The sequence below is a fragment of the Nocardioides sp. Iso805N genome, from assembly GCF_000364605.1.
Classification (GTDB): Bacteria; Actinomycetota; Actinomycetes; order Propionibacteriales; family Nocardioidaceae; genus Nocardioides.
On record NZ_KB822580.1, the window covers coordinates 145,513 to 171,458 of the forward strand.

The following is a 25,946-nucleotide window of genomic DNA, read 5'->3' on the forward strand; positions in this document are numbered from 1 at the left end:
CGTTGCAACGAATGCTCGCGCCGGGGCGTGAGTAGTGCATGGATGTACGGGTGAGTGCTCGCCCCGCGCCGGTCGTGGCGCCGCCGTTCGACGACTGGGTCGCGGCGCGGTCGGCTGCGCTGCTGCGCTTCGCCTACCTGCTCACGGGCAGTCAGAGCGAGGCCGAGGATGCGGTGCAGAGCGCGCTGGAGCGGGCGCTGGCGCGATGGCAGCACGTCTCGCGGGTCGATGATCCCGAGACCTACGTGCGGCGGATGATCGTCAACGAGCACATCTCGCTGTGGCGGCGCTGGCGCAGGCGGGTCTCGCCGGTGGCGGTGGTGCGTGAGAGCAACGTCGTCGCGGGCGGCCCGACCGATCCGGCCGAGGTGGTGGCGAGCACGGACGTCGTACGGCGGCTGTGCGCGCAGCTGCCACCGGCCCAGCGCGCGGCCGTCGTGCTGCGCTTCTACCAGGACCTGGACTACCGCGAGATCGCGGCGCTCCTCGGCTGTGCCGAGGCGACCGCGCGCTCGCACGTGCACCGAGCGCTCCATGCGCTCAGGCGTGAGCTTGCGGAGGAGGACGGCGATGCGTGACCCGGAGGAGATGCTGCGCGAGGGGCTCGGCCACCTCGCGGACGAGGTCGGCACGCGTGTGCCGCTGGCACAACGGGCCCGCGCAGGACGCCGGCGGCGTACCCGGCGAATGGTCGGGGTCGCTACCGCCGCGGCCGTGCTGGTGGCCGCGGGCGGCGTCGGCGCGGCCCTGCACGGGAGCGGGTCGAGCGCCGCGCCCAGCGTCGGTACGCCGACCGACGTGCCGACGCAGCACTCCGTGCTGGCCCCCGACGGCTATCGGCTCGAGGTGTGGCAGAACGTCGGCGTCTACGTGCCCGTCGGCTGGGGCTGGGGCGGTGCACCTGGAGCGTGCGGCGTGGGCCCGTCCGTCGGCGCCGACGGTCATCGGCTCACGGCGGCCGAGCGGACCGACGGTGTGCTGCCCGGGTATGTCGGCCGGCCGGTGGCGCAGACGCCGCGATGCCCGAAGAGCGCCACCCAGGGCACGAGCGCCGCGATGCCGTTCGTGTGGCTGGGAGCCAAGGATGCGCCCGTCGAGGCGAACCTCGGCCACGGCTTCGTGGTGGAGAGTCAGAAGTACGGCGACACCACGGTGACCGTCGGCAGCAGCGACGCTCGCCTGCGTCGCACCATCCTGGCGTCGGCGCACTGGATGACCGGCGGTGCCTGTGCGGACTGGCTGGGCACGCCACCGATGTCCGGCGAGCAGCCGAGTGTCGGCACCGCAGGTCCGGTCGCGCCGTATGCGATGACGGTCTGCGCGTACGCGCCCGCGGCGATGTCGGGCTATCAGCTGCTCTACCAGGAGCAGCTCGCCGACGGACCGGCCAAGCAACTCGTCGACGCCGTGTCCGATGCGAAGCCGACGGGGGAGTTCAGCTGCTTCGGCGCGAGCGGGGGCGAGTGGGTGCTGCTGCACCTGACGGCTGCCGACGGGACCCGGGACTACGTCGTGGACCTGTCGTGCCCGAGCATCGCCGACCCGAGCGGGCTGCAGCACGAGCTGACCTCGGCCGACGTGCTGCCGTGGGCGGTCGACGGCGTCAACGCCGTGCTGCACGGCAGTCCGCTGATCGACGTACCGGGGCGCCTCATCGCGCAGTGAGGGCTACTCGGTGGCCGCCTGCCGGGCGCGGTAGGCGGCCACCGCGTTGCGGTTGCCGCAGGCCACCGAGCAGAACCGCTTGGAGCGGTTGCGGGACAGGTCGAGCACCAGGCCCAGGCAGTCACCGTCGGCGCACACCCCGAGGCGCGCATGCTCGTCGGCGCGGATCACGTCGATCATCGCCATCGCCGTCTCGACGCCGATCCGGGTGGCCAACGGCGCCTCGGGCGGCACCGCGTGGATGTGCCAGTCGAGGGGCTGGTGGCGGACGAGCTGCGGTACGGCGCGCGCCTCGCTGAGGATCTCGTTGACCATCCGGACCGCCTCGTCGCGGTCGGCCAGCAGCAACGCGCGCAGGCGCGGCCGCAGGTCGCGCACCTGGTCCAGCTCGGTGCGCGTGCGATCGTGGCGGCCGGTGTAGTCGAAGCGGTCGTAGAACGCCTCGAGCTCGGCCACAGTCGTCAACGTCTCCGGCGCCTCGGCGCTGTTGACCAGTGCGACAGCCGCCAGGAGCGACTCCTCAGTGTCATGAGCGAAAACCACGTTGACAGATTACCGAACGATTTCGTAGCGTCATGGGTCATGAGCATTTTCACCGATGACGAGGCGGCACTCGCCCGAGCCGAGCGCTTCGGTGTGGGGCTGCTCCTCGCGATGGTTTCGGCGGTGAGCTTCAGCCTGTCCGGCTCGATCGCGAGCAGCCTGTTCGACATCGGCTGGACCCCGGGTTCGGTGGTCCTTCTCCGCGTCGCCCTCGCCGCCGTCGTGCTGGCACCGTTCGGTCTGCGATCCCTGCGCCACAGCCGTACGCCGTGGAGCGCGGTCCGCCGCCAGCTGCCCACGATCGTCGTCTACGGTCTGCTCGCCGTCGCGGCGTCCCAGTTCTGCTACTTCTCCGCCGTCCGGCACATGGAGGTCGGGCCGGCGATCCTGATCGAGTACACGTCTCCGGCCGCGGTCGTGGTCTGGCTGTGGCTGCGGCACGGTCAGCGACCGGCACCGATCACCGTCGGCGGCGCGGCCCTCGCCGCGTTCGGCCTCGTGCTGGTCCTCGACCTGATCGGCGGTGGCATCGGGCTGAGCGTGGCAGGGGTGCTCTGGGCGCTCGGCGCGATGCTCGGTGCCGCGGTCTACTTCGTCCTCAACGCCGAGGGTGGAGTGGACCTGCCGCCGATCGCCCTGGCCTGGCTCGGCCTGGTCGTCGGGGCGGCCGCGCTCGGGCTGCTCGGGGTCACCCACCTGATGCCGTTGCATGCGGCTGCTGGCACGGTCCGGCTGGCGGATGCGGACGTGCCGTGGTGGGCCGCCGTACTCATCCTCGGGGTGGTGACCGCAGCGCTGGCCTACGCCACCGGCATCGCGGCCGGTCGGCTGCTGGGCGCGCGGCTGGCCAGCTTCGTGGCGCTGCTGGAGGTGGTCTCCAGCGTGCTGTTCGCCTGGTTGCTGCTCGGCGAGCTGCCCGGTGCCGTGCAGTTCGTCGGCGGCCTGCTCATCCTCGCCGGGGTGGTGGCGGTGAAGGCGGGGGAGCCGTCGGCCGGCGCTGCCTCCCGCCGCACGCGTCCCGGCCATGCCGATCGGTCGACGACCTCAGCGGAGAGCCGCTAGCGCTCGTCCTGGGCGCGGACGAACACTTCCCTGATCAGCATCAGGATCGCCGCGGCTGTCGGGATGGCCAGGAGTGCGCCGACGACACCGAGCAGCGAGGCGCCGACCAGTGCCGCGATCACGGTGAGCACGCCTGGGATCTCGACGGAGCGGGACATCACCCGCGGGTAGAGCACGTAGTTCTCGAACTGCTGGTAGGCGATGTAGAAGATCGCCGCGATGATCGCGGTCTGGACCGAGTTGCTGAAGCAGATCGCCGTCACGATCACCGCGCCGATGGTGGCGCCGATCATCGGGATCACGTCGGTCACCATCACCACGAAGGCGAGGGCAACGGCGTACTTGCTCATGCCGATGACCATCAGCAGGATCAGGGAGCTGACGCCGGCGCACAGCGCGATCACGAAGGCGCCGGACACGTAGCCGCCGATGCCCTCGATGATCCGGTCGCCCAGCTTGCCGACGCGCTCGCGCCGGGATGCGGGGGCCAGGTGATAGAGCGCCGACTTGATCGTCTCGAACGAGGCCAGGAAGTAGAGCGTCATGACGGTGATCACGAACGCGTTCAGCAGCGCACCCAGAACGGCCAGGCCGACGCCGAGCACCCCGCCGAACACCTCGCCGACGAAGTTGCCCCCGGTGACGAAGTCCTGCAGCTTGGCGATGAAGTGGTACTGGTCGTCGAGGTCACGGATCCGCCGGTTGTTCTGCAGCTGGTGCAGCCAGTCCGGGGCGTTCTTCCCGATGGCGGTGACCTGATCGGCGATGACCGGGGCGAGCGCGAAGACGAACAGCGCGATGACCGCCAGCACCAGCACGATGACGACGACGACCGCGCCGGAGCGGCGCAGGCCGCGCCGCTCCAGGAACCGCACGACCGGGTCGAGCCCGGCCGCGATGAAGAGCGCGACCACGATCTCCACGATCACGCCGCTGATCGTGACCAGGACCTGGCCGACGGCGAAGGCGGTGAGCAGCCCGAGGCCACCGAGCAGGCCCATCACGTACGGCGCCTTGCGATCGAACGGTCTGCCAGGTCGTCCGAGGGCGGGGTCGTCGGCGGGCGCCTCGCTCAGCGCGGCCTCCGTGTCCCCGGAGGCCGCGGCCTCACTCACTCAGCGTCCTTGGCGTCCTTGGCGCCCTTGGACGTGTTCTTGTCCTGGGCGTCGTCGTCGGCGTCCTGGGAGAAACCGGCGATGAGGTTGGTCAACGGAGCGAGCTGGGCGGTGATCGCGTCGCGGCGCTTGCTGAGCCGCTCCACCTCGGCGCGGATCGCGGCCAGGCCGCGCTCGGCCTCGGCGTGGCCCGCCTGGCTGATGGTCTCCGCCTGGGCGCGAGCGCTCTTGACCAGCTGCTCGGCCTCGCGCTTGGCGCGTGCCAGCAGACCTTCGGCCTCGGTCTCGGCCTGCGTGCGCTGGGCGGCGATCTGGGCGGATGCCTGACGGGCGCGCTCCTCGGCGGCAGTGGCACGGGCCTCCGCCTCCTCCACGAGACGGCGGGTCTCCGCCATCGAGCTGTTGTGGTGGTCGGTCGCCTCGCGGGCGAGGCGCTCCTTCTCCACGGCCAGCATCCGGCGGGCCTCCTGCACCTCGCGGTCGGCGCCGGCGCGGGCCTGCTCGACCTCGCGCTGGGTGGCAGCACGCTGCTCGGTCGTCTCCTGCTGCGCGGCCAGGCGCAGCTGGTCGGCCTCACGCTTGGCGGAGGCGACCAGATCCTCGGCCTCGCTGCGCGCCAACGAGCGCTCCTGCTCGGTCTGGGCGCTCACGCGGGCACGGTGGTCGTCCATCTCCTGGTAGTGGGCCTTGCGCAACTCCTCGACCTCGCGCTGGGCCTCGGCCCGCAGCGCGGCGGCGTCGCGGGTAGCCTGGTTGTGGATCTCGGCGGCCTCCCGGTCTGCGGCGGCCTTGATCTCGCCCGCCTCCTCCTCGGCGAGGCGCAGCATCGCGGAGGCACGGCCGCCGAGGCCGGCGTAGGACGGGTTGGCGTGCTCGGCCAGCTCGTCGCGGAGCTTGGCGATCTCCTTCTCCGCCTCTGCCGCCCGCTGCTGGGCGCTCTGGGCCGCGCTGTGCGCGGCACCGTGCGCGGCCGTGAGCTGCTGGATCCGCGAGTCGACCGCGGCAGGGTCGTAGCCACCGCGGCGCACGATCGGCAGCGGCGAGGACGACACCCCTGGTACGGCGGCAGGCGCACCGCCGGCGCGGCTCGGGGACGCGGCCGGCGCGCTACCGGCCGGAGCGCCGGCCTGGGCCGGTCGGGCGGCTGGCGCGGCCCCGGTGGGCGGGGCCGACGGTGCACCGGTGGGGGCGCTCGACGCGGGTGACGCAGGTGCCGCCGGGACGCGCGGCATGACCCGGGTCTCGTCGTCGGCGCCGGACGACTTCTGGGCGCTCGGCTTGCTCTCGGCAGGCTTCGCTGACTTGGTCTCGCTCGACGGGCTCGCCGGCGTACCGGCCGCCTTGCCCGCAGCGGCAGCGCCCTCCTCGGGAGCCGTGGTCGGCTCGTTGTCGAAGATGGACAGGCCCTGATCGCTCATGGTCGGCGTTACCTCTTCCTTGCTGTGCGGGGCGTGCGGGGAACTGCTCCCAAGGGTCCCACATCCCGGGTTACGACGGCGTGAAGCCGCCCCGGGAGTCCCGGGGCGGCTTCACGGTGGTGGTCGGTGCCGATCAGATGCCGCGGAACCGGTTGATCGCGTCGACGTGCTGGTTGCGCATCTCCTCGTCGAGGACGCCGAGGCCCTCCTGCGGGGCGAGCGCGAGCACGCCGACCTTGCCCTGGTGGAGGTTGTGGTGGACGTCGAGCGAGGCCTGGCCTACCTCGTCGAGGGTGTAGGTCCGTGACAGGGTCGGGTGGATCTTGCCCTTCGCGATCAGGCGGTTGGCCTCCCACGACTCGCGGTAGTTGGCGAAGTGGGAGGAGATGATGCGCTTGAGGTTCATCCACAGGTAGCGGTTGTCGTACTCGTGCATGTAACCGGTCGTGGAGGCGCAGGTGGTGATGGTGCCGCCCTTGCGGGTGACGTAGACCGAGGCGCCGAAGGTCTCGCGGCCGGGGTGCTCGAAGACGATGTCGATGTCCTCGCCACCGGTCAGCTCGCGGATCCGCTTGCCCAGGCGCTGCCACTCCTTGGGGTTCTGCTGGGTGCCCTCCTCGTTCCAGAACTTCCAGTTCTCCTCGGAGCGGTTGATCACCAGCTCGGCGCCCATCGAACGCACGATCTTGGCCTTCTCCTCGTTCGAGACCACGCAGATCGGGGTGGCGCCGCCGTTGAGGGCGTACTGGGTGGCGAATCCGCCCAGGCCACCGGAGGCGCCCCAGATCAAGACGTTGTCGCCCTGCTTCATCGCGCCGCCGTTCTTGGAGACCAGCTGGCGGTAGGCGGTGCAGTTGACCAGGCCGGGGGAGGCTGCCTCCTCCCAGGTCAGGTGCTCGGGCTTCGGCATCAGCTGGTTGGCCTTGACCATCGCGACCTCGGCCAGGCCACCGAAGTTGGTCTCGAAGCCCCAGATGCGCTGGGAGGTGTCGAGCATGGTGTCGTTGTGGCCGTCGGGCGATTCCAGCTCGACGGAGAGGCAGTGCGCCACGACCCGGTCGCCGGGCTTCCACTTGGTCACACCCGCCCCGACCTTCAGCACGACGCCGGACAGGTCCGAGCCGACGATGTGGTAGGGCAGGTCGTGGCGCTTGGCCAGCTCGGACTCGCGGCCGTAGCGCTCAAGGAAGCCGAAGGTGGACACGGGCTCGAAGATCGAGGTCCACACGGTGTTGTAGTTGATCGCCGAGGCCATCACCGCGACGAGCGCCTCACCCGGGCCGAGCTCGGGCAGGGCCACGTCCTCGACGTGCAGGGACTTGCGAGGGTCCTTCTCCTTGCTCGGGATCCCTTCGAACATGTCGACCTCGTCCTTGTGGACGGTGGCGGCTCTGAAGTGATCCGGGATCTCCAGGTTCGCGAAGTCCTCCGAGGAGGCCTCGCCGCTGACGATCGCATCGAGAATGTGCTGCACGTCGTACTCCTGAGAAGAGGGAGGCCCGGCGCGCGGGCCCTGGCGTGAACGAGACACTACTGGCGGGTAATACCGACATGCCATAGGTGTGACTGACGACACTACGCGTCTCGTAACGGTCACGTGGCGGCCATCTGGGCGCGGGCGTGAGGACATCTGATGCCGCTTTGCTTTCGCCGATCACGACCGTCGCGGCATCGTGCGGTCTCGTCCTTCTAGGAGCTGCTGTGAATCGCACAGGACGCATCTCAGTGGCGGTGGCCGTCGTCTCGGCCGCTGCTGCGCTTCCGCTCGGCGCCTTCGCCGTCGGCGGATCGAGCTCGGCCGCCTGCACCCCGCAGAAGGGTGCGGTGTCGGCTGCCCAGAACACCGTCAGTCACGACCGGGGCGCCCTGCGTGCCGCGAGCAAGAAGAAGGCGAAGTCGGCCAAGGCCAAGGCCAAGAAGCAGAAGGTGGTGGCCAAGGCGACCACACACCTGGTCAACGCCGAGGCCACCCTCAACGCGGCGCAGGCGGCGCTGATCGCGTGCCAGGGGGCATGGCCGGTCCCGACCGTCACGGCGACGGTGACCACGACCGCTACCGCTGCTCCGACCGTCCCGGCGAACGGGGGCAAGGCCCCGGTCGACGGAACGACGCTCTTCCCGATGACCAACCCCGACGGCACCACCATCACGCCCAACGGCCTCTGGGACGGCACCCCCATCGTCGGCAGCGGTTACGGCTCCGGTCTGTCGCCCGACACCGCAGACGGCCCCGGCTGGTTCTACGGCATCACCGACCGCGGCCCCAACGTGGGTGGTCCCGACGGCGTGAAGATGGACCCGGTCCAGGGCTTCCAGCCGGCGATCGGAAAGTTCCACCTCGAGAACGGCCATGCCGAGCTCACCCAGGTGATCGGCCTGACCGGCTTCTCCGGCGCTCCGATGAACGGCTTGGTGCCGCCGGACGACGCCACCGCTCACGGCACCAGCAGCGACATCGAGGATCAGTACGGCGCCGCCGCGCCGCACAGCAACGTCGGCATCGACTCCGAGTCCGTCGTGGTCGACCCGGCCGGCGGCTTCTTCGTCTCCGACGAGTACGGCCCCTACATCGTCCACCTGGACGCGAACGGCAAGGAGACGTACCGCTACAGCCCCTACGTCAGCGCCGACCCGTCCAACGGCACCACCGAGCACATCTACCCGCTGCCCTCGGAGCTGATCCGGCGCAAGGAGAACAAGGGCATGGAGGGGCTGACGCTGACCCCTGACGGCCAGTACCTCGTCGGCATCATGCAGTCGCCGTTGGACTCCAACAAGGGCACGACCGGCACCACCGCGGCCACAGCCGCCAAGGGAGCGATCACACGCATCGTGAAGGTGAAGCTGAGCGACCACAGCGTGCAGGAGTACCTCTACGCGCTGCACTTCACCGCCAACAACGACATCGCCGAGGCCAACAGCGAGATCACGGCCCTGGATGCGAACCACTTCATCGTCGACGAGCGGGACGGCTGCTTCGAGGGCACCAACGCCAACGACATCGCCGGCACCGCGGCCTGCCCCGCAGCAGCGATCAAAGACCTGTGGAAGATCGACCTGACCAACGCCACCGATGTCGGCCCGCATTCGCCACTGCTCACGACGCCTCCGACGATCAGCGGCACCCTGGCCACGGTGACCTACAAGAGCGATCTCGCCGCCCCGCTGACCCCGACCAACTCCGGTCTGAACATCAACGGGCTGAGCATCGAGGACATCGCCGGCACGTCGGTTCCGTCCACGGCGGTCTCCGCGCTCTCGGCCGCAGGCGTGACCACCTCGGACTCCGGCAGCCGCAGCACCGCCGGCGAGCTCTTCTTGAACTACGCCGGCCTGGTCGACCACATCGACCCCAGCGGGCAGTACTTCGGGCACGACAAGGTCGAGGGCGTCGCGATCGACCCGGCCAACCCGAGCACCGTCTACCTGGCCGACGACTCGGACTTCGGCATCACCGACGTGCCGAAGGATGGCTCGTGGCCCGCTGACAGCATCAGTCACGGCGGGGACAAGCGGGTCCTGGGCAACGGGGCACTCAAGCTCCTGCCCGGAGCCGGCGGCCTCGGCACCGGGCCGCAGGACTTCGGCGAGATCATGAAGGTGGACCTGTCCCAGGTTCCGGCGGCGTACAAGGGCTGAGGCGCGCGACGCTCGGGTGGTGCTTGCGGCCTAGTGAGCCGAGCCCTTCGCCGGCTCGACCAGTTCGACCAACACGCCGCCGGCGTCCTTGGGGTGGACGAAGTTGATCCGGGAGTCGGAGGTGCCACGGCGCGGGGCGTCGTAGAGAAGACGCACCCCGCGGCTGCGCAGGATCTCGCTGACCTGCTCGACGTCGACCACGCGGTAGGCGAGCTGCTGGATGCCCTGACCGTTCTTGTCCAGGAACTTCGCGATCGTGCTCTCCGGGGTCAGCGGCGCCAGCAGCTGGATCTTCGAGTCGGTCGGCCCGACGGCGAGCATCGCCTCGGCGACGCCCTGCTCCTCGTTCACCTCGCGGTGGATCTCCTTGAGACCGAAGGTCTCGTCGTAGAACCGGATCGCCTCGTCCAGGTCGGGTACGGCGATACCCACGTGGTCGATCGCGGTGAACAGGTGCTCGGGGATCTCAAGGCTCATGGCGCCCACTCTGGTCCACCTCCGATCGGCGAGGGAAGATGTGTGACGATGGGCACACCCGGCCGCCGACCGGACCCCTCCCGCTGATGTCTACCCGTCGGTAATGTCGGAGGCACGCGTTTCGCACACCATGGAGGCACCATGTCCGGAAATGTCATCGTCGCGGGAGCCCGCACCCCGATCGGCCGTCTGCTCGGGGGCCTGAAGGGCTTCTCGGCTGCCGACCTCGGCGCCATCGCCATCAAGGGCGCCCTGGAGAAGTCCGGCGTATCGCCGGACCAGGTCGACTACGTGATCATGGGTCAGGTCATCCAGGCGGGCGCGGGCCAGAACCCCGCGCGGATGGCGAGCGTGGGCGCCGGCATCCCGATGAGCGTGCCGACGATGACGATCAACAAGGTCTGCCTCTCCGGCCTCAACGCGATCGCGCTGGCCGACCAGCTGATCCGTGCGGGCGAGGTCGACGTCGTCGTCGCCGGCGGCATGGAGTCGATGACCAACGCGCCGCACCTGCTGCCGAAGTCGAGGGAGGGCTTCAAGTACGGCGACACCACGCTGGTCGACTCGATGGCCTACGACGCACTGTTCGATCAGTTCACCAAGCAGGCGATGATCAACCTGACCGACGGCTGCAACGCTGCGCGGGACAACTTCACCCGCGAGGAGCAGGACGCCTTCGCCGCCCAGTCGCACCAGCGCGCCGCAGCCGCTCAGAAGAACGGCCTCTTCGACGGCGAGATCGTTCCGGTGGAGATCCCGCAGCGCAAGGGCGACCCGATCGTGATCGCCGCCGACGAGGGTGTCCGTGCCGACACCACCGTGGAGTCGCTGGCCGGCCTGCGGCCGGTGACCAAGGACGGCACCATCACCGCCGGTTCCGCGTCGCAGATCTCCGACGGCGCGGCGGCGGTGATCGTGATGAGCAAGGCCAAGGCCGAGGAGCTCGGCCTGGAGTGGCTCGCCGAGATCGGGGCGCACGGCCAGGTCGCCGGCCCGGACTCCTCGCTTCAGCTGCAGCCCGCCGCCGCGACGGCCAAGGCGCTGGCCAAGGAGGGCATCAGTGCTGCGGACCTCGACCTGGTCGAGTTCAACGAGGCGTTCGCGGCCGTGGGCATCGCCTCGGCACGTGAGCTGGGCATCTCCGAGGAGAAGGTCAACGTCAACGGCGGGGCCATCGCGCTGGGTCACCCGGTCGGCATGTCGGGCGCTCGCGTCGTACTCCACCTCGCCAACGAGCTCAAGCGGCGCGGTGGCGGTGTGGGTGCTGCCGCACTGTGCGGTGGCGGCGGCCAGGGCGACGCCCTGATCGTGCGCGTGCCGAAGGCCTGATCGGGCCCGATGTCGGCACGCAGGAGCATCGAGGTCGTCGACCTCGTGGAGGCCGCCCGCGAGGGACCCGGGCACCCGGGTTCGGCGCGGGCGGTCGCCCGTTTGATCTCCCTGGTCGAGGACGCGTCCGGAGTGGCGAGTCAGACGCTGCGGGAGGTGATGGCGGCGCTCTCGCCGTACGTCGGCCATGCCCACGTCATCGGCCTGACCGGTGCCCCTGGCGTGGGGAAGTCGACGACCACCAGTGCCCTGGTCCGCGAGCTGCGGCAGAGCGGCAAGCGCGTGGGCGTGCTCGCGGTCGACCCGTCCTCGCCGTTCTCCGGCGGCGCGCTGCTCGGCGACCGGATCCGGATGACGGAGCACGCCTCGGATCCGGGCGTCTACATCCGCTCGATGGCCTCGCGCGGCCATCTCGGCGGGCTGTCCTGGAGCACGCCTCAGGCCATCCGGGTGCTCGACGGCGCCGGCTTCGACGTGGTGCTGGTGGAGACCGTCGGCGTGGGGCAGTCGGAGGTGGAGATAGCGGGCCTGGCCGACACCACGGTGGTCCTGCTCGCCCCGGGCATGGGCGACGGCATCCAGGCGGCCAAGGCGGGCATCCTCGAGATCGGCGACCTCTACGCGGTCAACAAAGCCGATCGCGACGGCGCCGCGAAGGTACGCCGAGACCTGCGCAGCATGCTCGCGCTCGGTACCCGGCCCGAGGGCGCCTGGCGCCCGCCGGTGCTGGCGATCACGGCGCAGAGCCGCGACGGCCTCGACGAGCTCGCCGCAGCCTTGGAGAAGCACCGTGCCTGGCTGGAGGAGTCCGGCGCCCTGACGGCTCGGCGCGCTCGGCGGGCCCGGGAGGAGATCGAGGCGATCGCCGTGGCCGCGCTGAGGGCACGCTGGCAGGTGCAAGGTAGCGACCGGCTCGACGAGCTCGCCGCGGCCGTGGCCGGTGGTGTTCTGGACCCCTATGCGGCCGCGGACGAGCTGATCGGCTGACGGGATCGGGCGCAGTTCGCCCTCGTCGCCGGAATCGGGTGAGCCGTTCACGGCACGCCCGGCGGCATCGTCGAGGCATCTGCTCGCCCAGGGGTGAGCCTGCCTCGGATCCAGGAGTGGCCGTGACCAAGTTCAACGGAGTTGTGAATCTCGACGTGCGGGACTCGGTCCCGGACTGGACGCCGTTCCGAGAGTCGCCCGCCCCGGAGGGGGCGCCGAACGTGCTGGTGGTCCTCTACGACGACACCGGCCTGGCGGCCTGGTCGCCATACGGGGGCCGGATCAACATGCCGACGATGCAGCGACTCGCGGACAACGGACTCACGTACACGCAGTGGCACACCACTGCGCTGTGCTCGCCGACGCGCTCGTGCCTTCTGACCGGACGCAACCACCACCAGAACGGCTTCGCGCAGATCGCCGAGGGCGCCCAGGGCTTCCCGGGGCACACCGGCCACATCCCGATGGAGAACGCGACCATCGGCGAGGTGCTCCGGGAGAACGGCTACAACACGTTCTGGGTGGGCAAGAACCACAACGTGCCGCTGGATGAGTGGGCCGTGGGTGCGACGCGTCGCAACTGGCCGCTGGCTCGCGGATTCGATCGCTACTACGGCTTCATCGGTGGGGAGACCAACAACTGGTATCCGACGCTGGTCGAGGACAACCACTACGTCGACCAGCCCGCCCTGCCCGAAGAGGGCTACCACCTGTCCAAGGACCTGGCAGACAAGGCGATCTCCTACATCGCCGACAGCAAGACGTCGGCACCCGACAAGCCGTGGTACCTCTGGTTCTGCCCGGGTGCCAACCACGCACCGCACCACGCCCCCGAGGACTACATCGCCAAGTACGCAGGCCAGTTCGACGACGGTTACGAGGCCTACCGCGAGTGGGTGCTGCCGCGCATGGTCGAGCGCGGCATCCTGCCCGAGGACACGGCGCTGACCGACATCAACCCGCTGCCTGGCGAGGCCGCGATGGCGATGGACCACGTCAAGCCGTGGGAGTCCCTGACCGACGACGAGAAGCGACTCTTCGCGCGGATGGCGGAGGTCTACGCAGGGTTCTCGGAGTACACCGACGCCCAGGTCGGTCGGATCATCGACTACCTCGAGGAGACCGGGCAGCTCGACAACACCGTCGTCATGTACGCCGCCGACAACGGCGCCTCGGGCGAGGGCACCCCGGACGGCAGTGTCAACGAGAACAAGTACTTCAACGCCTATCCCGAAGACCCCGAGCAGAACCTGGCGATGATCGAACAGCTCGGCTCCCCGGACACCTACAACCACTACCCGACCGGGTGGGCCACCGCGTTCTCGACGCCGTTCAAGATGTTCAAGCGCTACACCTACCAGGGCGGCGTCGCCGACCCGCTGGTCATCTCCTGGCCGAACGGGATCGAGGCTCGCGGCGAGGTGCGCAACCAGTACCACCATGCCGTCGACATCGTGCCGACGATCCTGGAGTGCATCGGGCTCCAGATGCCTGACCAGGTGCTGGGCTACGCCCAGACGCCGCTGCCGGGTGTGTCGATGAAGTACTCCTTCGAGGCCGACGGTCCGACCGAGAAGCACATCCAGTACTACGAGATGATGGGCACCCGCGCGCTCTGGCACGAGGGCTGGCACGTGGTCGCTCAGCGGGCGCCGCAGCAGGGCGGCACGGCGTCGGACCTTCTCAACGACACCTGGGAGCTCTACCACACCGAGGTCGACCGTTCCGAGTCCCACGATCTCGCGGCCGAGCACGCCGACAAGGTCAAGGAGCTGGTGAACCTCTGGTACGTCGAGGCCGGCAAGTACGACGTCCTGCCGATCGACAACCGGTCGCTGGAGGATCTGGTCAAGGAGATGCCGGTCGCCGCCATCCCGCCGGGCGGCGTCTACCGCTACTACGCGAACACGTCCCCGGTGCCCGAGTTCGCCGCCGCCGAGATCCGGGGACGGTCGTTCAAGATCCTCGCCCAGGTCGACATCGCCGATGCCGACGCGCAAGGCGTGCTGCTCGCCAACGGGGCCCGCTTCGGCGGACACAGCCTCTTCGTGAAGGAACGCCGCCTCTGGTACGCCTACAACTTCCTCGGCATCCCGCCGGAGCAGCAGATCTCCTCGCCCGACGAGCTCACCACCGGCGCGCACGTACTCGGCGTGGAGTTCCAGAAGGAGAGTCACGGCGAGCACGGCGAGGCCATCGGAACCGTCACCCTCTACGTCGACGACGCGGCGGTCGCCAAGGCGCCCTGGAAGACCCAACCGGGTCACTTCGCGCTCTGCGGTGAGGGGCTGAGCGTGGGCCGCGATTCGGCCGACCCGGTCTCGAAGGAGTACTCCGCCCCGTTCGCCTTCACCGGCGGCCGGATCCGCGTGGTCGAGATCAACGTCGGCGACGACCAGTACCTCGACCGCGAACGCGACTTCCACGCCGCCATGTCCCGCGACTGACACCGGCTCCGGATCGGGCCCGGGCCCGGGTCCGATCCGGCGGGTGCCGCCCCTAGAATCGGGGCCATGACGCAGCAGCCCTTCTCCCGTCCCGGAGCGATCGACCTCGGCGCCCTCAAGCGCCCCGCGCAACAGCCGGCCGCTGGGGCACCCCTCGGTGCCGGCGAGGGCAGCGGCACCGCTGCGGGCACGGCCGCGGGCGGCGGTTCGGCGTACAGCGTGGAGATGAACCGCGACAACTTCCAGTCGACCCTCGAGGCGTCAATGACCGCCCCGGTGCTCCTGGTCTTCTACTCGGCCACTCGGATGCCCGAATCCGTGACGATGGCGCAGGACCTCCGGCAGCTGTCCGACGAGTTCGAGGGCCGCTTCCTCGTCGGCCTGGTGGACATCGACGCGGCGCCGGAGATCGCCCAGGCGATGCAGATCCCCTCGATCCCGCTGGTCGTCGGCGTCATCGACGGGCGGCCGCAGCCGCTGCTGCAGGACATCGTCCCGATCGAGGAGCTGCGGACCATGCTCACCCAGGTCTCCCAGCAGCTGACGGTCTCGGGCCTCAGCGGGCGGCACCAGCCGCGTCGCGCCGAAGCCGCCGAGGGCGAGGACGAGGGTCTGGACCCGCGCTACGCCGCCGCGCAGGAGGCGCTCGGCGAGGGCGACATCGACAAGGCCGTCGCGGAGTACCAGAAGCTCGTCGACGCCAACCCGGCCGACACCGAGGCCGCTGCCGGCCTGGCGATGGCGAAGGTGCTGCAGCGCACCCGCGGCGTCGACCTCAACGCCGCGCGCGCCGCGGCGGCCGCGAACCCCGACGATGTCGAGGCGCAGACGCTCTGCGCCGACCTGGACCTGCTCGGCGGTCACGTCGAGGACGCGTTCAACCGGCTCGTCGGGCTGATCGCCCGCACCGCCGGCGATGAGCGCAACGTGGCGCGCGAGCACCTCATCGGTCTCTTCGGCGCCGTCGGGAACGAGGATCCGCGCGTGCTGAAGGGGCGGCAGGCGCTGGCTTCCGCGCTCTTCTGAGTCTGTGGCGGTTTTGACCCCTGGGGGTCAGAACCTTGCCCCGGCCGCGAGCAGCGCGTCGAGCAGCGCGGTGATGGCAGGGGAGTCGGTCATGCTGCGCCGGTGCAGCGCCAGCACGCTGCGGGTCGGCACCGGATCCTTGGCCGGTACGGCGACAAGGTCCGTGGCCAGTGCGGCCCGACCCAGCCGCGGCACCAGCGCGATGCCGAGCCCCGCGCGCACCAGGGCAAGGTGCGAGTCGAACTCCATCGCCACGTGCGCGATGCGTGGCAGCCGACCGGTGCCGACGTACATCCGGTTGAGCCACTGCCGGCAGATGGTGCCGTCCGGGGTGGCGATCCAGCCCTCGTCGACCAGGTCCGCGGGTGTGACGGCAGGTTGCCGTGCGAGCGCGTGGTCCGCGCGCATGATCACGTCCGCCAGGTCGGTGCCGATCCGGGTGGCGACGACATGGTCGGGGATCTGGAGCGGTACGTCGCCCCAGCTGTGCACCAGGCCGAGATCCGACTCGCCGCGGGCGACCAGGTCGATCGTGTCCCAGGGCTCACGCTCGGTCAGCGCGACCTCGAGTGTCGGGTGTGCGTCGAGGACCGGCGGCAGCGTCGGCGCCACCAGGCCGCGCATCGCCGTGGAGAACGCTGTCAGCCTGACGTCGCCCGCCACCGTCTCGGCCTGGCGGTGCAGACCCGCCTCGAGCTCCTCGAGGTCGGCGAGCAGGCGGGTGCCGCGCTCGACCAGGTGACGGCCGTGCCGCGTCAGCATCACGCCCCGCCCCACTCGCTCCAGCACAGGTACGCCGCTGCTGCGCTCCAGCCGCTTGATCTGCTGAGAGACGGCGCTTGGGGTGAAGCCGAGGGCCTCAGCCGCGGCGACGACCGAGCCATGGGTGGCGACTGCTCGCAGTGAGACGAGCGCATCGAGATCGATCATGAAGTGATGCTACCGAATTTGGTGCAGTTCTATTCGCTGGTGCTACAAGGTCTCGTTCGTCACCATGGGACCATGAGCCGTCGTGACTCGCTCCTCGCCGCCCTGGTCGCCTCCGTGTGGGGCTTCAACTTCGTGGTGATCGACTGGGGGATGGGCGGCGTGCCACCTTTCCTGTTCGCGGCGATCCGCTTCACCTTCGTCGCCCTGCCGGCCTGCTTCCTGGTGCCGCGGCCGCAGGCACCGTGGCGGACGGTGGCCGCGGTCGGGATCTTCATGAGCCTGGGCCAGTTCGGCTTCCTCTACGCCTCGATGCACGCAGGCATGCCGCCGGGGCTGGCGGCGCTGGTGCTGCAGGCACAGGTGGTCCTCACCGTGGTGCTCGCGGCGGGCACGCTGCGGGAGCGCCCGTCGGCGGCGCAGGTCGCCGGGGTGCTGCTCGGCGCAGTCGGTCTGCTGATCGTGGGGTTCGGCCGCGGCGGTCACGTGCCGGCCGGCGCGCTGCTGCTGTGCTTGGCGGCCGCTCTGTCGTGGGCGATCGGCAACGTCGTGGCCAGGGCCGCTCGGGTCACCGGCGGCGGTCTGTCGCTCACGGTCTGGTCGGCCCTCGTCGTACCCGTGCCGTTGCTGGCGCTCTCGCTGGTCCTCGACGGCCCGCACGCCGTGGGCGCGGGGCTCCAGGCGTTCGGCTGGCACGCCGGGCTCTCCACCGTCTACACCACCGGGCTGGCCTCGCTGGTCGGCTACGGCATCTTCAACACCCTGCTCGCCCGCAACCCGTCCTCGGCCGTGGTGCCGTGGGTGCTGCTCGCCCCGGTGGTCGCTGCAGCGACTGCCTGGCCGTTGCGCGGAGAGGTGCCGAACGGTGCCGAGCTCGCCGGTGGCGCGCTGCTGATCGTCGGCGTGCTGGTCGCGCAGGGGGTGCTGCGGGTGCGATCGGGAAGGCGCCCGGTGGCCTGGTTGCAGCCGGCGCGCGTGAAGGCGTCGCGGTGAGCCCGGCGGCTGCGGAGCCTAGAAGCGACCGCTCTCCGAGAACGGCGATCCGTGGCCGTGGGCGCGCGCCAGCGCCGACTCGATCCGCCGGGTGGTGAAGTCCGCCGCGAGCTCTCGCACCTCGTCGAGGGTCTTGAACGCCACCGACCTGATCTCGCGCTCCTCGCGCACCATCCGCTCGGGCAGCGACGCATCGTGCACCCCGCCGTCGAAGACCAGGCAGAGCGCATCCTCCCAGCCGCTCCACGGCGGCAGCCAGTCGGTGAGCAGCAGCTCGCCGGCGGCGATGGTGAGCCCGAGCTCCTCCTCGAGCTCGCGCGTCACGCCTTGGCGCGGGGACTCGTTGACCTCGACCACGCCGCCGGGCAGGTCCCAGTCCTGCTTGTAGGTGAGCTGGCACAGCAGCACCCGGTCGTCGCCGTCGCGCATCAGCATCTGCCCGATCGCGCGCTTGCGCGGCAGGAACGAGTTCAGGATCGCGCGAAAGCCCTCGGGCTCCTGCAGTGGAAGATCGCTGGCGAGACGCGCGTAGACGATCCGATCGCTCGCCGCACCCTCGATGGTGAGCCCACGCATGATGCCCTCGCGTCGCATCCCGGACCAGGTCGCGATGCGCTGCCCGGACACGTCGTCGGGGTCGACCAGCGCCTCCACGCGAGCGTGCGTCATCAGTGCCGCCGCCACCTCACGCCTGACCACGTCGACCGGCTCACCCGGCGACCAGGTGATCCGGGCGACGCCGTCTGCGACGGTCATGACGGTCGTCAGCGGCTGGTCGGTCATGGCGTCACCTTAGCGGCGCAGGCCCAGCCCCGAGGTGAGGTCACGTGCCGGCCCGCGAGTCACGTACGCCGCAGCCACACCGTGGCCAACGGTGGCACGGTGATCGTGGCCCGGGCAGGCTGCCCGTGCGAGGCCACCGGCTCGGCCTCGACCAAGCCCAGGTTGCCCACCCCCGAGCCGCCGTATCCGTCGGCGTCGGTGTTGAGCACCTCCTCCCATACCCCGGCGGCCGGCATGCCGAGCACATAGCCGTGGTGCGGGACGGCGGAGAAGTTGGCGATGCAGACCAGCGGCTTGCCGTCCTCCCCGGCGGCGCCGGCGCCGTACCGGACGAAGGCGAAGACGTTGTTGCCGCTGTCGTCGGCGACCAGCCACTCGAAGCTCTCCGGCTCGTCGTCACGCGACCACAACGCCGAGGTGGCCTGGTAGAGCGCGTTGAGGTCGCGCACCACGGCTTGGACGCCGCGGTGCTCGGGGTGGTCGAGCAGCCACCAGTCGAGCTCGCGCGACTCGGCCCACTCCGACTCCTGGGCCAGCTCGGCACCCATGAAGAGCAGCTGCTTGCCCGGGTGCGCCCACATGAAGCCCAGGTAGGCGCGCAGGTTGGCCAGCTGCTGCCACCGGTCGCCGGGCATCTTGCGCAGCAGCGAGCCCTTGCCGTGCACCACTTCGTCATGCGAGAGCGGCAGCACGTAGTTCTCGGTCCACGCGTAGCTCAGACCGAAGGTCATCTCGTGATGGTGGTAGGAGCGGTGCACGGGATCGTGACGCAGGTAGGAGAGCGTGTCGTGCATCCAGCCCATGTTCCACTTGAAGCCGAAGCCGAGGCCGCCGGCATCTGTCGGGCCCGTGACGCCGGGCCAGGCAGTGGACTCCTCGGCAATGGTGACGATGCCGGGGGAGCGCTTGTAGGCGGTCGCGTTCATCTCCTGCAGGAACTGCACCGCCTCCAGGTGCTCGCGTCCGCCGTGCTCGTTGGGCAGCCACTCGCCCTCGCTGCGGCCGTAGTCGAGGTAGAGCATCGAAGCGACGCCGTCGACCCGCAGTCCGTCGGCGTGGAACTCCTCGAGCCAGTAGACGGCGTTGGAGTAGAGGAAGTTGCGGACCTCGTGGCGGCCGAAGTCGAAGATGTGCGAGCCCCACTCGGCGTGCCAGCCACGGCGCGGGTCCGGGTGCTCGTACAGCGGTGTGCCGTCGAAGCGAGCCAGTGCCCACGGGTCGGTGGCGAAATGGCCGGGGACCCAGTCCAGGATCACACCGATGCCGGCCTGGTGCAGGCGGTCGACGAGGTACTTGAAGTCGTCAGGGGTGCCGAACCTGCTGTCCGGTGCGAAGTAGCCGGTCACGTGATAGCCCCAGCTGCCGCCGTAGGGGTGTTGCATCACCGGCATCAGCTCGACATGGGTGAACCCCAGGTCGGCGACGTAGCCGACCAGCTCCTCGGCCAGGTCGCGGTAGGACAGGCCGCGGCGCCACGAGCCGAGGTGCACCTCGTAGACCGACATCGGCTGGTCGACGCCCTGACGCTGGGATCGGCTGGCCTGCCACGCCTCGTCGTCCCAGGTGTAGGACGACTCCCACACCACCGACGAGGTCGCCGGAGGCACCTCGGCGTAGGTCGCCATCGGGTCGGCCCGCTCGGACCACTGTCCGTCGGCACCCAGGACGACGAACTTGTAGTGCGCTCCCGTGCCGACGTCGGGCACGAAGATCTCCCACACCCCCGACTCGGCCAGCATCCGCATCGGGTGCGCGCGACCGTCCCAGGAGTTGAAGCTCCCCTCGAGCCGTACGCCGCGCGCGTTGGGCGCCCAGACCGTGAACGAGGTACCGCTCACCGGTCCGGCCGGGCCGTCGTAACGGTGCACCCGGGCGCCGATCGCGCGCCACAGCTCCTCGTGCCTGCCCTCGTTGAACAGATGCAGGTCGAGCTCGCCGATGCTGGGCAGGAACCGGTACGGATCGTCGACCACGTGCTCCTCGCCGGCGTAGGTCACTGCGAGCCGGTAGTCGGGCACCTCTGCGAGCGGCAGCACGCCGGCCCAGATCCCGTCGTACTCGTGGGTCAGCTCCGCCTCGCCGTCGGGCCACCGCACCACGACTGCGTCAGCCAGTGGCTTGAGCGCGCGCACGGTGACTCCGCCGGCATGGGGGTGCGCACCGAGGACCCCGTGGGGGCTGCGGTGCTCGCCGGCCACGATCCGGGCCAGCTCGTCGGTGGGAATGGGCATCAGGGGCACGGTGGTCATGAAGCTCCGATCCGCGCGACCGCCTCCAGCGGGATGTCGATCCAGGTGGGTCGGTTGCGCGCCTCGTAGACGGTCTCGTACACGGCCTTGTCGGCGACATAGGCGTCGAGCAGGATGCGCTGCTCGGGGGTCAGGTCGCCGCCGTAGGCCACCACGAAGTGGTTGCGGGCACGGTTGGCCCACTCGTTGGCCCGGTTGGCGAGCTGCTCCTCGAGGTCCGAGACGTTGCTCGGGTTGATGTCGGGCTGCTGGTGCAGCACCGCGTGCGGGGCGTAGTCGAAGGAGCGCAGCATCCCCGCGACGTCGCGCCAGGGGGAGTCGGGCAGCAGCCGTTCGGCCAGCGGCTTGGCAGGCTCGCCCTCGAAGTCGACGATCTTCCAGCCCAGCGAGGTGCGCAGTGTCTGCCCCAAGTGGAGGTCACCGTGGATCCGTTGCACGTCCAGCTCGTCCAGCTCGGCGACCCGGTCGAACACGGCGCCGAGAGCCTCGCCGTACGGCGCGAGCTCCGGGACGGCTGCCATTGCGCTCTCCAGTCGCGCCCGCATGGCACCGGCGAGTGCGACAGCGGCATCGCGACCGCGGCGCTCGACGGGGAAGTGCGTGGCCAGGTCGCGGTGCACCTCGGCCAGTGCCTCGCCGAGCCGGGCCGCCTCGGCGGCGAAGTCCCCGCCCGACTCCGAGGCGTGCACCTCGGGTTCGGCGAAGAGATTGCGCACCGAGGCCAGGGCCAGGTCCCAGCCGTCGCTGGCCGTGCGCAGGAAACGCTGCAGCATCGCGAGCTGGACGGTGGTCGGTCCCTCTCCGAGATCGACGACGGCGTCCAGCCAGCCGTAGAGGTCGGCGATGTGGGTGCTGCCGACGTTGGTCAGCACCTCGTGGATCTGAATGTCGGGGTTCACGCCTGGGGTGACCTTGCGGAACACCTTCATGATCGCGTCCTCGCCATACGCCACCGAGGAGTTCGACTGGTGCCCGGAGAAGAGCGCGGAGTGAGCGTCCAGGTCCAGGTCGTGTCCCGGCAGGCGGTGGAACTGCAGATCGCTGTCGGGGTCGATGTGCCCGGTGCTGGCGGCGTGGAAGGCGCGCTGCCAACACGCCATCGCCTCGCGGTCGTGGAGCGCGTCGTAAGCGTGCACCCAGCCGTAGTCCGGGTCCTCCCACCAGCCGACGAAGGCATGGTCGAGGCGGCCCTGCGGGTGCTCGTAGAACGCCAGCGGGATCTGGTAGAGCTCGGTCGCTGGCTCCTGCCCGGCGCCCGCGGACGGGTCGACGTCGCCATACTGGACCTCGACGAGGTGGACCACCACGTACGGGCTGTCCTCCACCCGCCCCGGCACCTCACCGATCACCAGGATGTCGCCGACGGTGAAGGGGCGGCCCTTCCCGCCGAACCAGCGGGTGCGGCCCAGATAGTCGACGAATACCTTCGGATCGAGCCTCCTCGGCGCGGGGGTCTCGGCCTGGCGGTCGATCCCCTCCGAGCCGGCCTCGGTCTCGGTAGTGCTCGGCGGCACGTCGGTCACAGCAGCGCTCCCTCTTCGGTCGGCTCGACAGGATCGACGAGTCTGAACCAATAGAACCCGTACCCACCCAGCGTCAGGAGATACGGAAGCTCGCCGATGACGGGGAAGGAGACCCCGCCCAGCACCTCGACCAGCTGCTTGCCCTCGAAGCGGCGCAGGTCGATCTCGGTCGGCTGGGGGAAGCGCGACAGGTTGTTCACGCACACGATCACCTCGGTGCGCCCGTCGGGATGCTCCAGGTCGCGGCTGTAGGCCAGCACCGACGGGTTGGTGCCGCCCAGGTCGTGGAAGGTACCCAGGCCGAACGCCGGATGCTGCTTGCGGGCGTGGATCATCCGCTGGGTCCAGCGCAGCAGCGAGGACTGGTCCTCCATCTGCGCCTCGACGTTGACCGCCTGGAAGCCGTAGACCGGATCCATCACCAGCGGACGGTCCAGCTTGCCCGGGTTGGCGGTGGAGAAGCCGGCGTTGCGGTCGCCGGACCACTGCATCGGCGTGCGTACGCCGTCGCGATCACCCAGCCAGATGTTGTCGCCCATCCCGATCTCGTCGCCGTAGTAGAGGACGGGCGAGCCGGGCAGGCTGAGCAGGAGCGCGGTGAACAGCTCCATCTGGTTGAGATCGTTGTCCAGCAGGGGCGCCAGCCGTCGGCGGATGCCGATGTTGGCCTTCATCCGTGGGTCCTTGGCATATTCGCCCCACATGTAGTCGCGGTCCTCGTCGGTGACCATCTCGAGGGTCAACTCGTCGTGGTTGCGCAGGAAGATGCCCCACTGGCAGCCGGCCGGGATCGGCGGGGTCTGCTCCAGGATCTCCGAGATCGGGTAGCGGGACTCGCGGCGTACGGCCATGAAGATGCGCGGCATCACGGGGAAGTGGAAGGCCATGTGGCACTCGTCGCCGCCGACCTCCGGGTCGCCGAAGTACTCGACCACGTCGGCCGGCCACTGGTTGGCCTCGCACAGCAGCACCCGGTCGGGGTACTCGTCGTCGACGATCTTGCGGACCCGCTTGAGCATCTCGTGCGTCTCGGGCAGGTTCTCGCCGTTGGTGCCGGGCCGCTCGTAGAGATACGGGACGGCGTCCAGGCGGAAGCCGTCGATGCCCATGTCGAGCCAGAACCGCAGCGCGTCCAAAATGGCTTCGTGCACGGCCGGGTTGTCGAAGTTGAGGTCGGGCTGGTGGGCGAAGAACCGGTGCCAGAAGTACTGCTGCCGCACCGGGTCCCACGTCCAGTTGGACGGCTCGGTGTCGACGAAGATGATCCGCGCCTCCTGGTAGAGCTCGTCGGAGTCGGACCACACGTAGAAGTCGCCGAACGGGCCCTCCGGATCCTCGCGGGAGGCCTGGAACCACGGGTGCTGGTCGCTGGTGTGGTTCATGACGAAGTCGATGATCACCCGGATGCCGCGGTCGTGAGCGGCGTCGAGGAACTCGTGGAAGTCGTCCACGGTGCCGACCTCGGGCAGGACACCGGTGTAGTCGGCGACGTCATACCCGCCATCGCGCAGCGGGCTGGGGAAGAACGGCGGCAGCCACAGGCAGTCGATCCCGAGCCACTGCAGGTAGTCCAGCTTCTCGGTCAGGCCGCGGAAGTCACCGGTGCCGTCGCCGTTGGAGTCCTTGAACGAGCGGACCAGGACCTCGTAGAAGACGGCGGTCTTGAACCACTCCGGTTGGTTCGTCACGGGCTGGCTGGTGGCTGACTCGCCCATGAAGGCCTGCAGGGACTGGGCGCTCAACGGCTGCTCCTGACGGTGAGGATGTGTGCGGATTCATGCCCGGGATCGAGGCGGACGTAGTTGTCCCGCCCCCAGGTCCAATCCTGCCCGCTGATCTCGTCATGGACCGCGTAGTACTCACCCGCCACTCCGAGTTCGGCAGGATCGAGGTGGACGGTCGTCTCGTGCGCTCCGTGCGGGTCGAGGTTGATCACCACGATCACGGTGTCGGGACCCGCTGTCTTCGAGAAGCACAGGACGTGGTCGTCGTCGGTGCTGTGCACGGTGATGTTGCGCAGCAGCTGCAGCGCCGGGTGCGCGCGTCGCAGCTCGTTGAGTCGGGTGAGGTACGGCGCGAGCGTCCGCTGGTCGGCGTCCGCCGCAGCCCAGTCCCGCGGGCGCAGCTGGTACTTCTCCGAGTCGAGGTACTCCTCGCTGCCCGGCCGCACCGCGACGTGCTCGAACAGCTCGTAACCCGCGTAGACCCCCCAGCTGGGCGAACCCATCGCCGCCAGGGTGGCGCGGATCTTGAATGCCGCCGGCCCGCCGTACTGGAGGAAGGCGTGCAGGATGTCGGGGGTGTTGACGAAGAAGTTCGGTCGCATGAGGTGGTCCGACTCCGTCGCCACCTCTCGTAGGTAGTCCTCGATCTCGGTCTTCTCGGTGCGCCACGTGAAGTACGTGTAGGACTGGTGGTACCCGATCGCTCCGAGCCCGTGCATCATCGCCGGCCGGGTGAACGCCTCGGAGAGGAAGAGCACGTCCGGATCGGTGGAGCGGATCTCGGCAAGCAGCCGCTCCCAGAATGCCAGCGGCTTGGTGTGCGGGTTGTCCACCCGGAAGATCCGTACGCCGTGGGCCATCCACAGCCGGACCACCCGCAGCACCTCGGCGAAGATGCCCTCCGGGTCGTTGTCGAAGTTGACCGGGTAGATGTCCTGGTACTTCTTCGGCGGGTTCTCCGCATACGCGATCGTGCCGTCGGCGCGGGTGGTGAACCACTCCGGGTGGCTGGTCACCCAGGGGTGGTCGGGTGCGCACTGCAACGCCAGGTCGAGCGCGACCTCAAGGCCGAGTTGCCCGGCGCGGCTCACAAAGGCATCGAAGTCGTCGAAGCTGCCCAGCTCCGGATGGATGGCGTCGTGACCGCCGTGCCGTGAGCCGATCGCCCACGGGCTGCCGGTCCACGCCGCGGGAGCGGGGCCGGGCGGATTCATCACTGCGTTGTTGGGGCCTTTGCGGTTGACCTCGCCGATCGGATGGATGGGCGGCAGGTAGAGGACGTCGAAGCCCATCGCGGCGACCGCGTCCAATCGCTTGGTCGCGGTGCGGAACGTGCCGCTGCGCAGCCGGCCCGACTTCGGGTCGGTGGTGGCGCCCTCGGACCGGGGGAAGAACTCATACCAGCTGCCGAACAGTGCTCGCGGGCGGTCGGCGTACGCCGGGAACGGGCCCTCGGTGCTGACGAGCTCACGGATCGGGTGCTGGTGCAGCACGCGGGCGAGCTCGGGGGAGGTGATGGCGGCCAACCGGGCCTCGACCGGGCGAGTCGGATCGCCGCAGGCATCGAGCGCGCTCTCCACGATCTGCTGGTCTGTCTCGTCGTCGGTCTCTACCTGCTCGAGGAGCAGCCGGCCCTCGGTGAACATCAGGTCGACGTCGACGCCGGCTGCGATCTTGATCGGCGCATCGTGCAGCCAGGTCGCCAGCGGGTCGGACCAGGCCTGCACCTCGAATGTCCAGGCGCCCTCGACATCGGGGGTCACCCACGCCTCGTAGCGGTCCGTCCCGGGCGCGGTCAGGCTCATCCGCACCGGTGGGCGGGGCCTGCCCGCAGGGTCGGTGGCGATCACCTCGCAGCCCAGTCGGTCGTGACCCTCCCGGAAGACCGTCGCGCGGACCGGGAACGGCTCACCGCGCGTCGCCTTCGCCGGTTGTCGGCAGAGGTCGACAACGGGCATGACGTCCATGACAGGGATGCGTCCGACCATGCACCCAAACTATCCAGAACCGGGTCCGACCATGCGAGGGGCGGGCCCGGA

20 protein-coding genes are annotated in these 25,946 nt (G+C 69.9%); 9 read left to right on the plus strand and 11 right to left on the minus strand.

What is annotated here, in order from left to right:
• Window positions 1-50 precede the first annotated feature (50 nt).
• Window positions 51-578 carry an RNA polymerase sigma factor gene (locus H036_RS0114555; RefSeq protein WP_017935531.1) on the plus strand — a complete coding sequence of 176 codons (528 nt, stop codon included), beginning with the start codon at window positions 51-53 and terminating at the stop codon, window positions 576-578.
• On the plus strand, window positions 571-1,665 hold the full coding sequence (locus H036_RS0114560) for a hypothetical protein (protein WP_017935532.1): 1,095 nt from the start codon (window positions 571-573) through the stop codon (window positions 1,663-1,665). Before H036_RS0114555 ends, H036_RS0114560 begins: the two co-directional genes overlap by 8 nt.
• Window positions 1,666-1,668: 3 nt before the next feature.
• Here H036_RS0114560 and H036_RS0114565 read toward each other — a convergent pair whose 3' ends face one another.
• The gene (locus H036_RS0114565) at window positions 1,669-2,208 is read right to left on the minus strand and encodes a CGNR zinc finger domain-containing protein (RefSeq protein WP_017935533.1); all 540 of its coding nucleotides are present in this window, start codon (window positions 2,206-2,208) and stop codon (window positions 1,669-1,671) included.
• Between the two features lie 39 nt (window positions 2,209-2,247).
• On the opposite strand from H036_RS0114565, the gene H036_RS0114570 reads away from it, so the two are divergent.
• Window positions 2,248-3,270, plus strand: a complete 1,023-nt coding sequence (locus tag H036_RS0114570; RefSeq protein ID WP_017935534.1) for an EamA family transporter — start codon at window positions 2,248-2,250, stop codon at window positions 3,268-3,270.
• On the opposite strand, the gene H036_RS0114575 is transcribed toward H036_RS0114570, so the two are convergent.
• From H036_RS0114575 to ccrA, 3 genes are all read right to left on the minus strand, one after another.
• Window positions 3,267-4,385, minus strand: a complete 1,119-nt coding sequence (locus H036_RS0114575) for an AI-2E family transporter (protein WP_017935535.1) — start codon at window positions 4,383-4,385, stop codon at window positions 3,267-3,269. The genes H036_RS0114570 and H036_RS0114575 overlap by 4 nt on opposite strands.
• Window positions 4,382-5,803 (minus strand): hypothetical protein, encoded by a 1,422-nt coding sequence (locus H036_RS0114580; RefSeq protein WP_017935536.1) that lies wholly within the window; start codon window positions 5,801-5,803, stop codon window positions 4,382-4,384. Before H036_RS0114580 ends, H036_RS0114575 begins: the two co-directional genes overlap by 4 nt.
• Window positions 5,804-5,936: 133 nt before the next feature.
• Window positions 5,937-7,277: a crotonyl-CoA carboxylase/reductase gene (ccrA, locus tag H036_RS0114585; protein ID WP_017935537.1), complete on the minus strand. Its 1,341-nt coding sequence runs from the start codon at window positions 7,275-7,277 to the stop codon at window positions 5,937-5,939.
• 227 nt (window positions 7,278-7,504) lie between these two features.
• On the opposite strand from ccrA, the gene H036_RS23000 reads away from it, so the two are divergent.
• Window positions 7,505-9,442 (plus strand): esterase-like activity of phytase family protein, encoded by a 1,938-nt coding sequence (locus tag H036_RS23000; RefSeq protein ID WP_157417406.1) that lies wholly within the window; start codon window positions 7,505-7,507, stop codon window positions 9,440-9,442.
• Window positions 9,443-9,472: 30 nt separating this feature from the next.
• Here H036_RS23000 and mce read toward each other — a convergent pair whose 3' ends face one another.
• The gene (mce, locus tag H036_RS0114595; RefSeq protein ID WP_036488631.1) at window positions 9,473-9,919 is read right to left on the minus strand and encodes a methylmalonyl-CoA epimerase; all 447 of its coding nucleotides are present in this window, start codon (window positions 9,917-9,919) and stop codon (window positions 9,473-9,475) included.
• A 141-nt stretch (window positions 9,920-10,060) separates the two neighbouring features.
• On the opposite strand from mce, the gene H036_RS0114600 reads away from it, so the two are divergent.
• From H036_RS0114600 to H036_RS0114615, 4 genes are all read left to right on the plus strand, one after another.
• Window positions 10,061-11,248: an acetyl-CoA C-acetyltransferase gene (locus H036_RS0114600; RefSeq protein ID WP_017935540.1), complete on the plus strand. Its 1,188-nt coding sequence runs from the start codon at window positions 10,061-10,063 to the stop codon at window positions 11,246-11,248.
• A gap of 9 nt (window positions 11,249-11,257) precedes the next feature.
• The gene (gene meaB, locus H036_RS0114605) at window positions 11,258-12,235 is read left to right on the plus strand and encodes a methylmalonyl Co-A mutase-associated GTPase MeaB (protein WP_017935541.1); all 978 of its coding nucleotides are present in this window, start codon (window positions 11,258-11,260) and stop codon (window positions 12,233-12,235) included.
• Between the two features lie 122 nt (window positions 12,236-12,357).
• Window positions 12,358-14,682, plus strand: a complete 2,325-nt coding sequence (locus H036_RS0114610; protein ID WP_157417408.1) for an arylsulfatase — start codon at window positions 12,358-12,360, stop codon at window positions 14,680-14,682.
• Window positions 14,683-14,748: 66 nt separating this feature from the next.
• Entirely contained in the window at window positions 14,749-15,708 is a 960-nt protein-coding gene (locus tag H036_RS0114615) for a tetratricopeptide repeat protein (protein ID WP_017935543.1), read from the plus strand.
• Window positions 15,709-15,735: 27 nt separating this feature from the next.
• Here the strand turns inward: H036_RS0114615 and H036_RS0114620 are convergent, their stop codons facing one another.
• Window positions 15,736-16,638, minus strand: a complete 903-nt coding sequence (locus H036_RS0114620) for a LysR family transcriptional regulator (protein WP_017935544.1) — start codon at window positions 16,636-16,638, stop codon at window positions 15,736-15,738.
• A 72-nt stretch (window positions 16,639-16,710) separates the two neighbouring features.
• On the opposite strand from H036_RS0114620, the gene H036_RS0114625 reads away from it, so the two are divergent.
• Entirely contained in the window at window positions 16,711-17,628 is a 918-nt protein-coding gene (locus H036_RS0114625; protein WP_017935545.1) for an EamA family transporter, read from the plus strand.
• An 18-nt stretch (window positions 17,629-17,646) separates the two neighbouring features.
• Here H036_RS0114625 and H036_RS0114630 read toward each other — a convergent pair whose 3' ends face one another.
• From H036_RS0114630 to H036_RS0114650, 5 genes are read right to left on the minus strand one after another with little or no spacing between them, the layout of a single operon-like run.
• Window positions 17,647-18,411 carry an NUDIX hydrolase gene (locus tag H036_RS0114630; RefSeq protein WP_017935546.1) on the minus strand — a complete coding sequence of 255 codons (765 nt, stop codon included), beginning with the start codon at window positions 18,409-18,411 and terminating at the stop codon, window positions 17,647-17,649.
• Between the two features lie 59 nt (window positions 18,412-18,470).
• Window positions 18,471-20,642: a 1,4-alpha-glucan branching protein GlgB gene (gene glgB / locus H036_RS0114635; RefSeq protein ID WP_232421876.1), complete on the minus strand. Its 2,172-nt coding sequence runs from the start codon at window positions 20,640-20,642 to the stop codon at window positions 18,471-18,473.
• Between the two features lie 14 nt (window positions 20,643-20,656).
• Window positions 20,657-22,183: a maltokinase N-terminal cap-like domain-containing protein gene (locus H036_RS0114640; RefSeq protein WP_017935548.1), complete on the minus strand. Its 1,527-nt coding sequence runs from the start codon at window positions 22,181-22,183 to the stop codon at window positions 20,657-20,659.
• Window positions 22,180-23,898, minus strand: coding sequence for a maltose alpha-D-glucosyltransferase (gene treS / locus H036_RS0114645; RefSeq protein ID WP_036488633.1), 1,719 nt, complete (start codon window positions 23,896-23,898; stop codon window positions 22,180-22,182). Before treS ends, H036_RS0114640 begins: the two co-directional genes overlap by 4 nt.
• A gap of 23 nt (window positions 23,899-23,921) precedes the next feature.
• On the minus strand, window positions 23,922-25,895 hold the full coding sequence (locus H036_RS0114650) for an alpha-1,4-glucan--maltose-1-phosphate maltosyltransferase (RefSeq protein ID WP_017935550.1): 1,974 nt from the start codon (window positions 25,893-25,895) through the stop codon (window positions 23,922-23,924).
• Window positions 25,896-25,946 lie beyond the last annotated feature (51 nt).

Excerpts from the sequence above, each read along its gene's own strand:
- H036_RS0114570 (WP_017935534.1), top strand. The coding sequence starts at position 2,248 with ATGAGCATTTTCACCGATGACGAGGCGGCACTCGCCCGAGCCGAGCGC.
- H036_RS0114600 (WP_017935540.1), top strand. The coding sequence starts at position 10,061 with ATGTCCGGAAATGTCATCGTCGCGGGAGCCCGCACCCCGATCGGCCGT.
- H036_RS0114650 (WP_017935550.1), bottom strand. The coding sequence starts at position 25,895 with ATGGTCGGACGCATCCCTGTCATGGACGTCATGCCCGTTGTCGACCTC.
- meaB (WP_017935541.1), top strand. The coding sequence starts at position 11,258 with ATGTCGGCACGCAGGAGCATCGAGGTCGTCGACCTCGTGGAGGCCGCC.
- H036_RS0114625 (WP_017935545.1), top strand. The coding sequence starts at position 16,711 with ATGAGCCGTCGTGACTCGCTCCTCGCCGCCCTGGTCGCCTCCGTGTGG.
- H036_RS0114560 (WP_017935532.1), top strand. The coding sequence starts at position 571 with ATGCGTGACCCGGAGGAGATGCTGCGCGAGGGGCTCGGCCACCTCGCG.
- H036_RS0114615 (WP_017935543.1), top strand. The coding sequence starts at position 14,749 with ATGACGCAGCAGCCCTTCTCCCGTCCCGGAGCGATCGACCTCGGCGCC.
- H036_RS0114630 (WP_017935546.1), bottom strand. The coding sequence starts at position 18,411 with ATGACCGACCAGCCGCTGACGACCGTCATGACCGTCGCAGACGGCGTC.
- mce (WP_036488631.1), bottom strand. The coding sequence starts at position 9,919 with ATGAGCCTTGAGATCCCCGAGCACCTGTTCACCGCGATCGACCACGTG.
- glgB (WP_232421876.1), bottom strand. The coding sequence starts at position 20,642 with ATGCCCATTCCCACCGACGAGCTGGCCCGGATCGTGGCCGGCGAGCAC.
- H036_RS0114620 (WP_017935544.1), bottom strand. The coding sequence starts at position 16,638 with ATGATCGATCTCGATGCGCTCGTCTCACTGCGAGCAGTCGCCACCCAT.
- treS (WP_036488633.1), bottom strand. The coding sequence starts at position 23,898 with ATGGGCGAGTCAGCCACCAGCCAGCCCGTGACGAACCAACCGGAGTGG.
- H036_RS0114580 (WP_017935536.1), bottom strand. The coding sequence starts at position 5,803 with ATGAGCGATCAGGGCCTGTCCATCTTCGACAACGAGCCGACCACGGCT.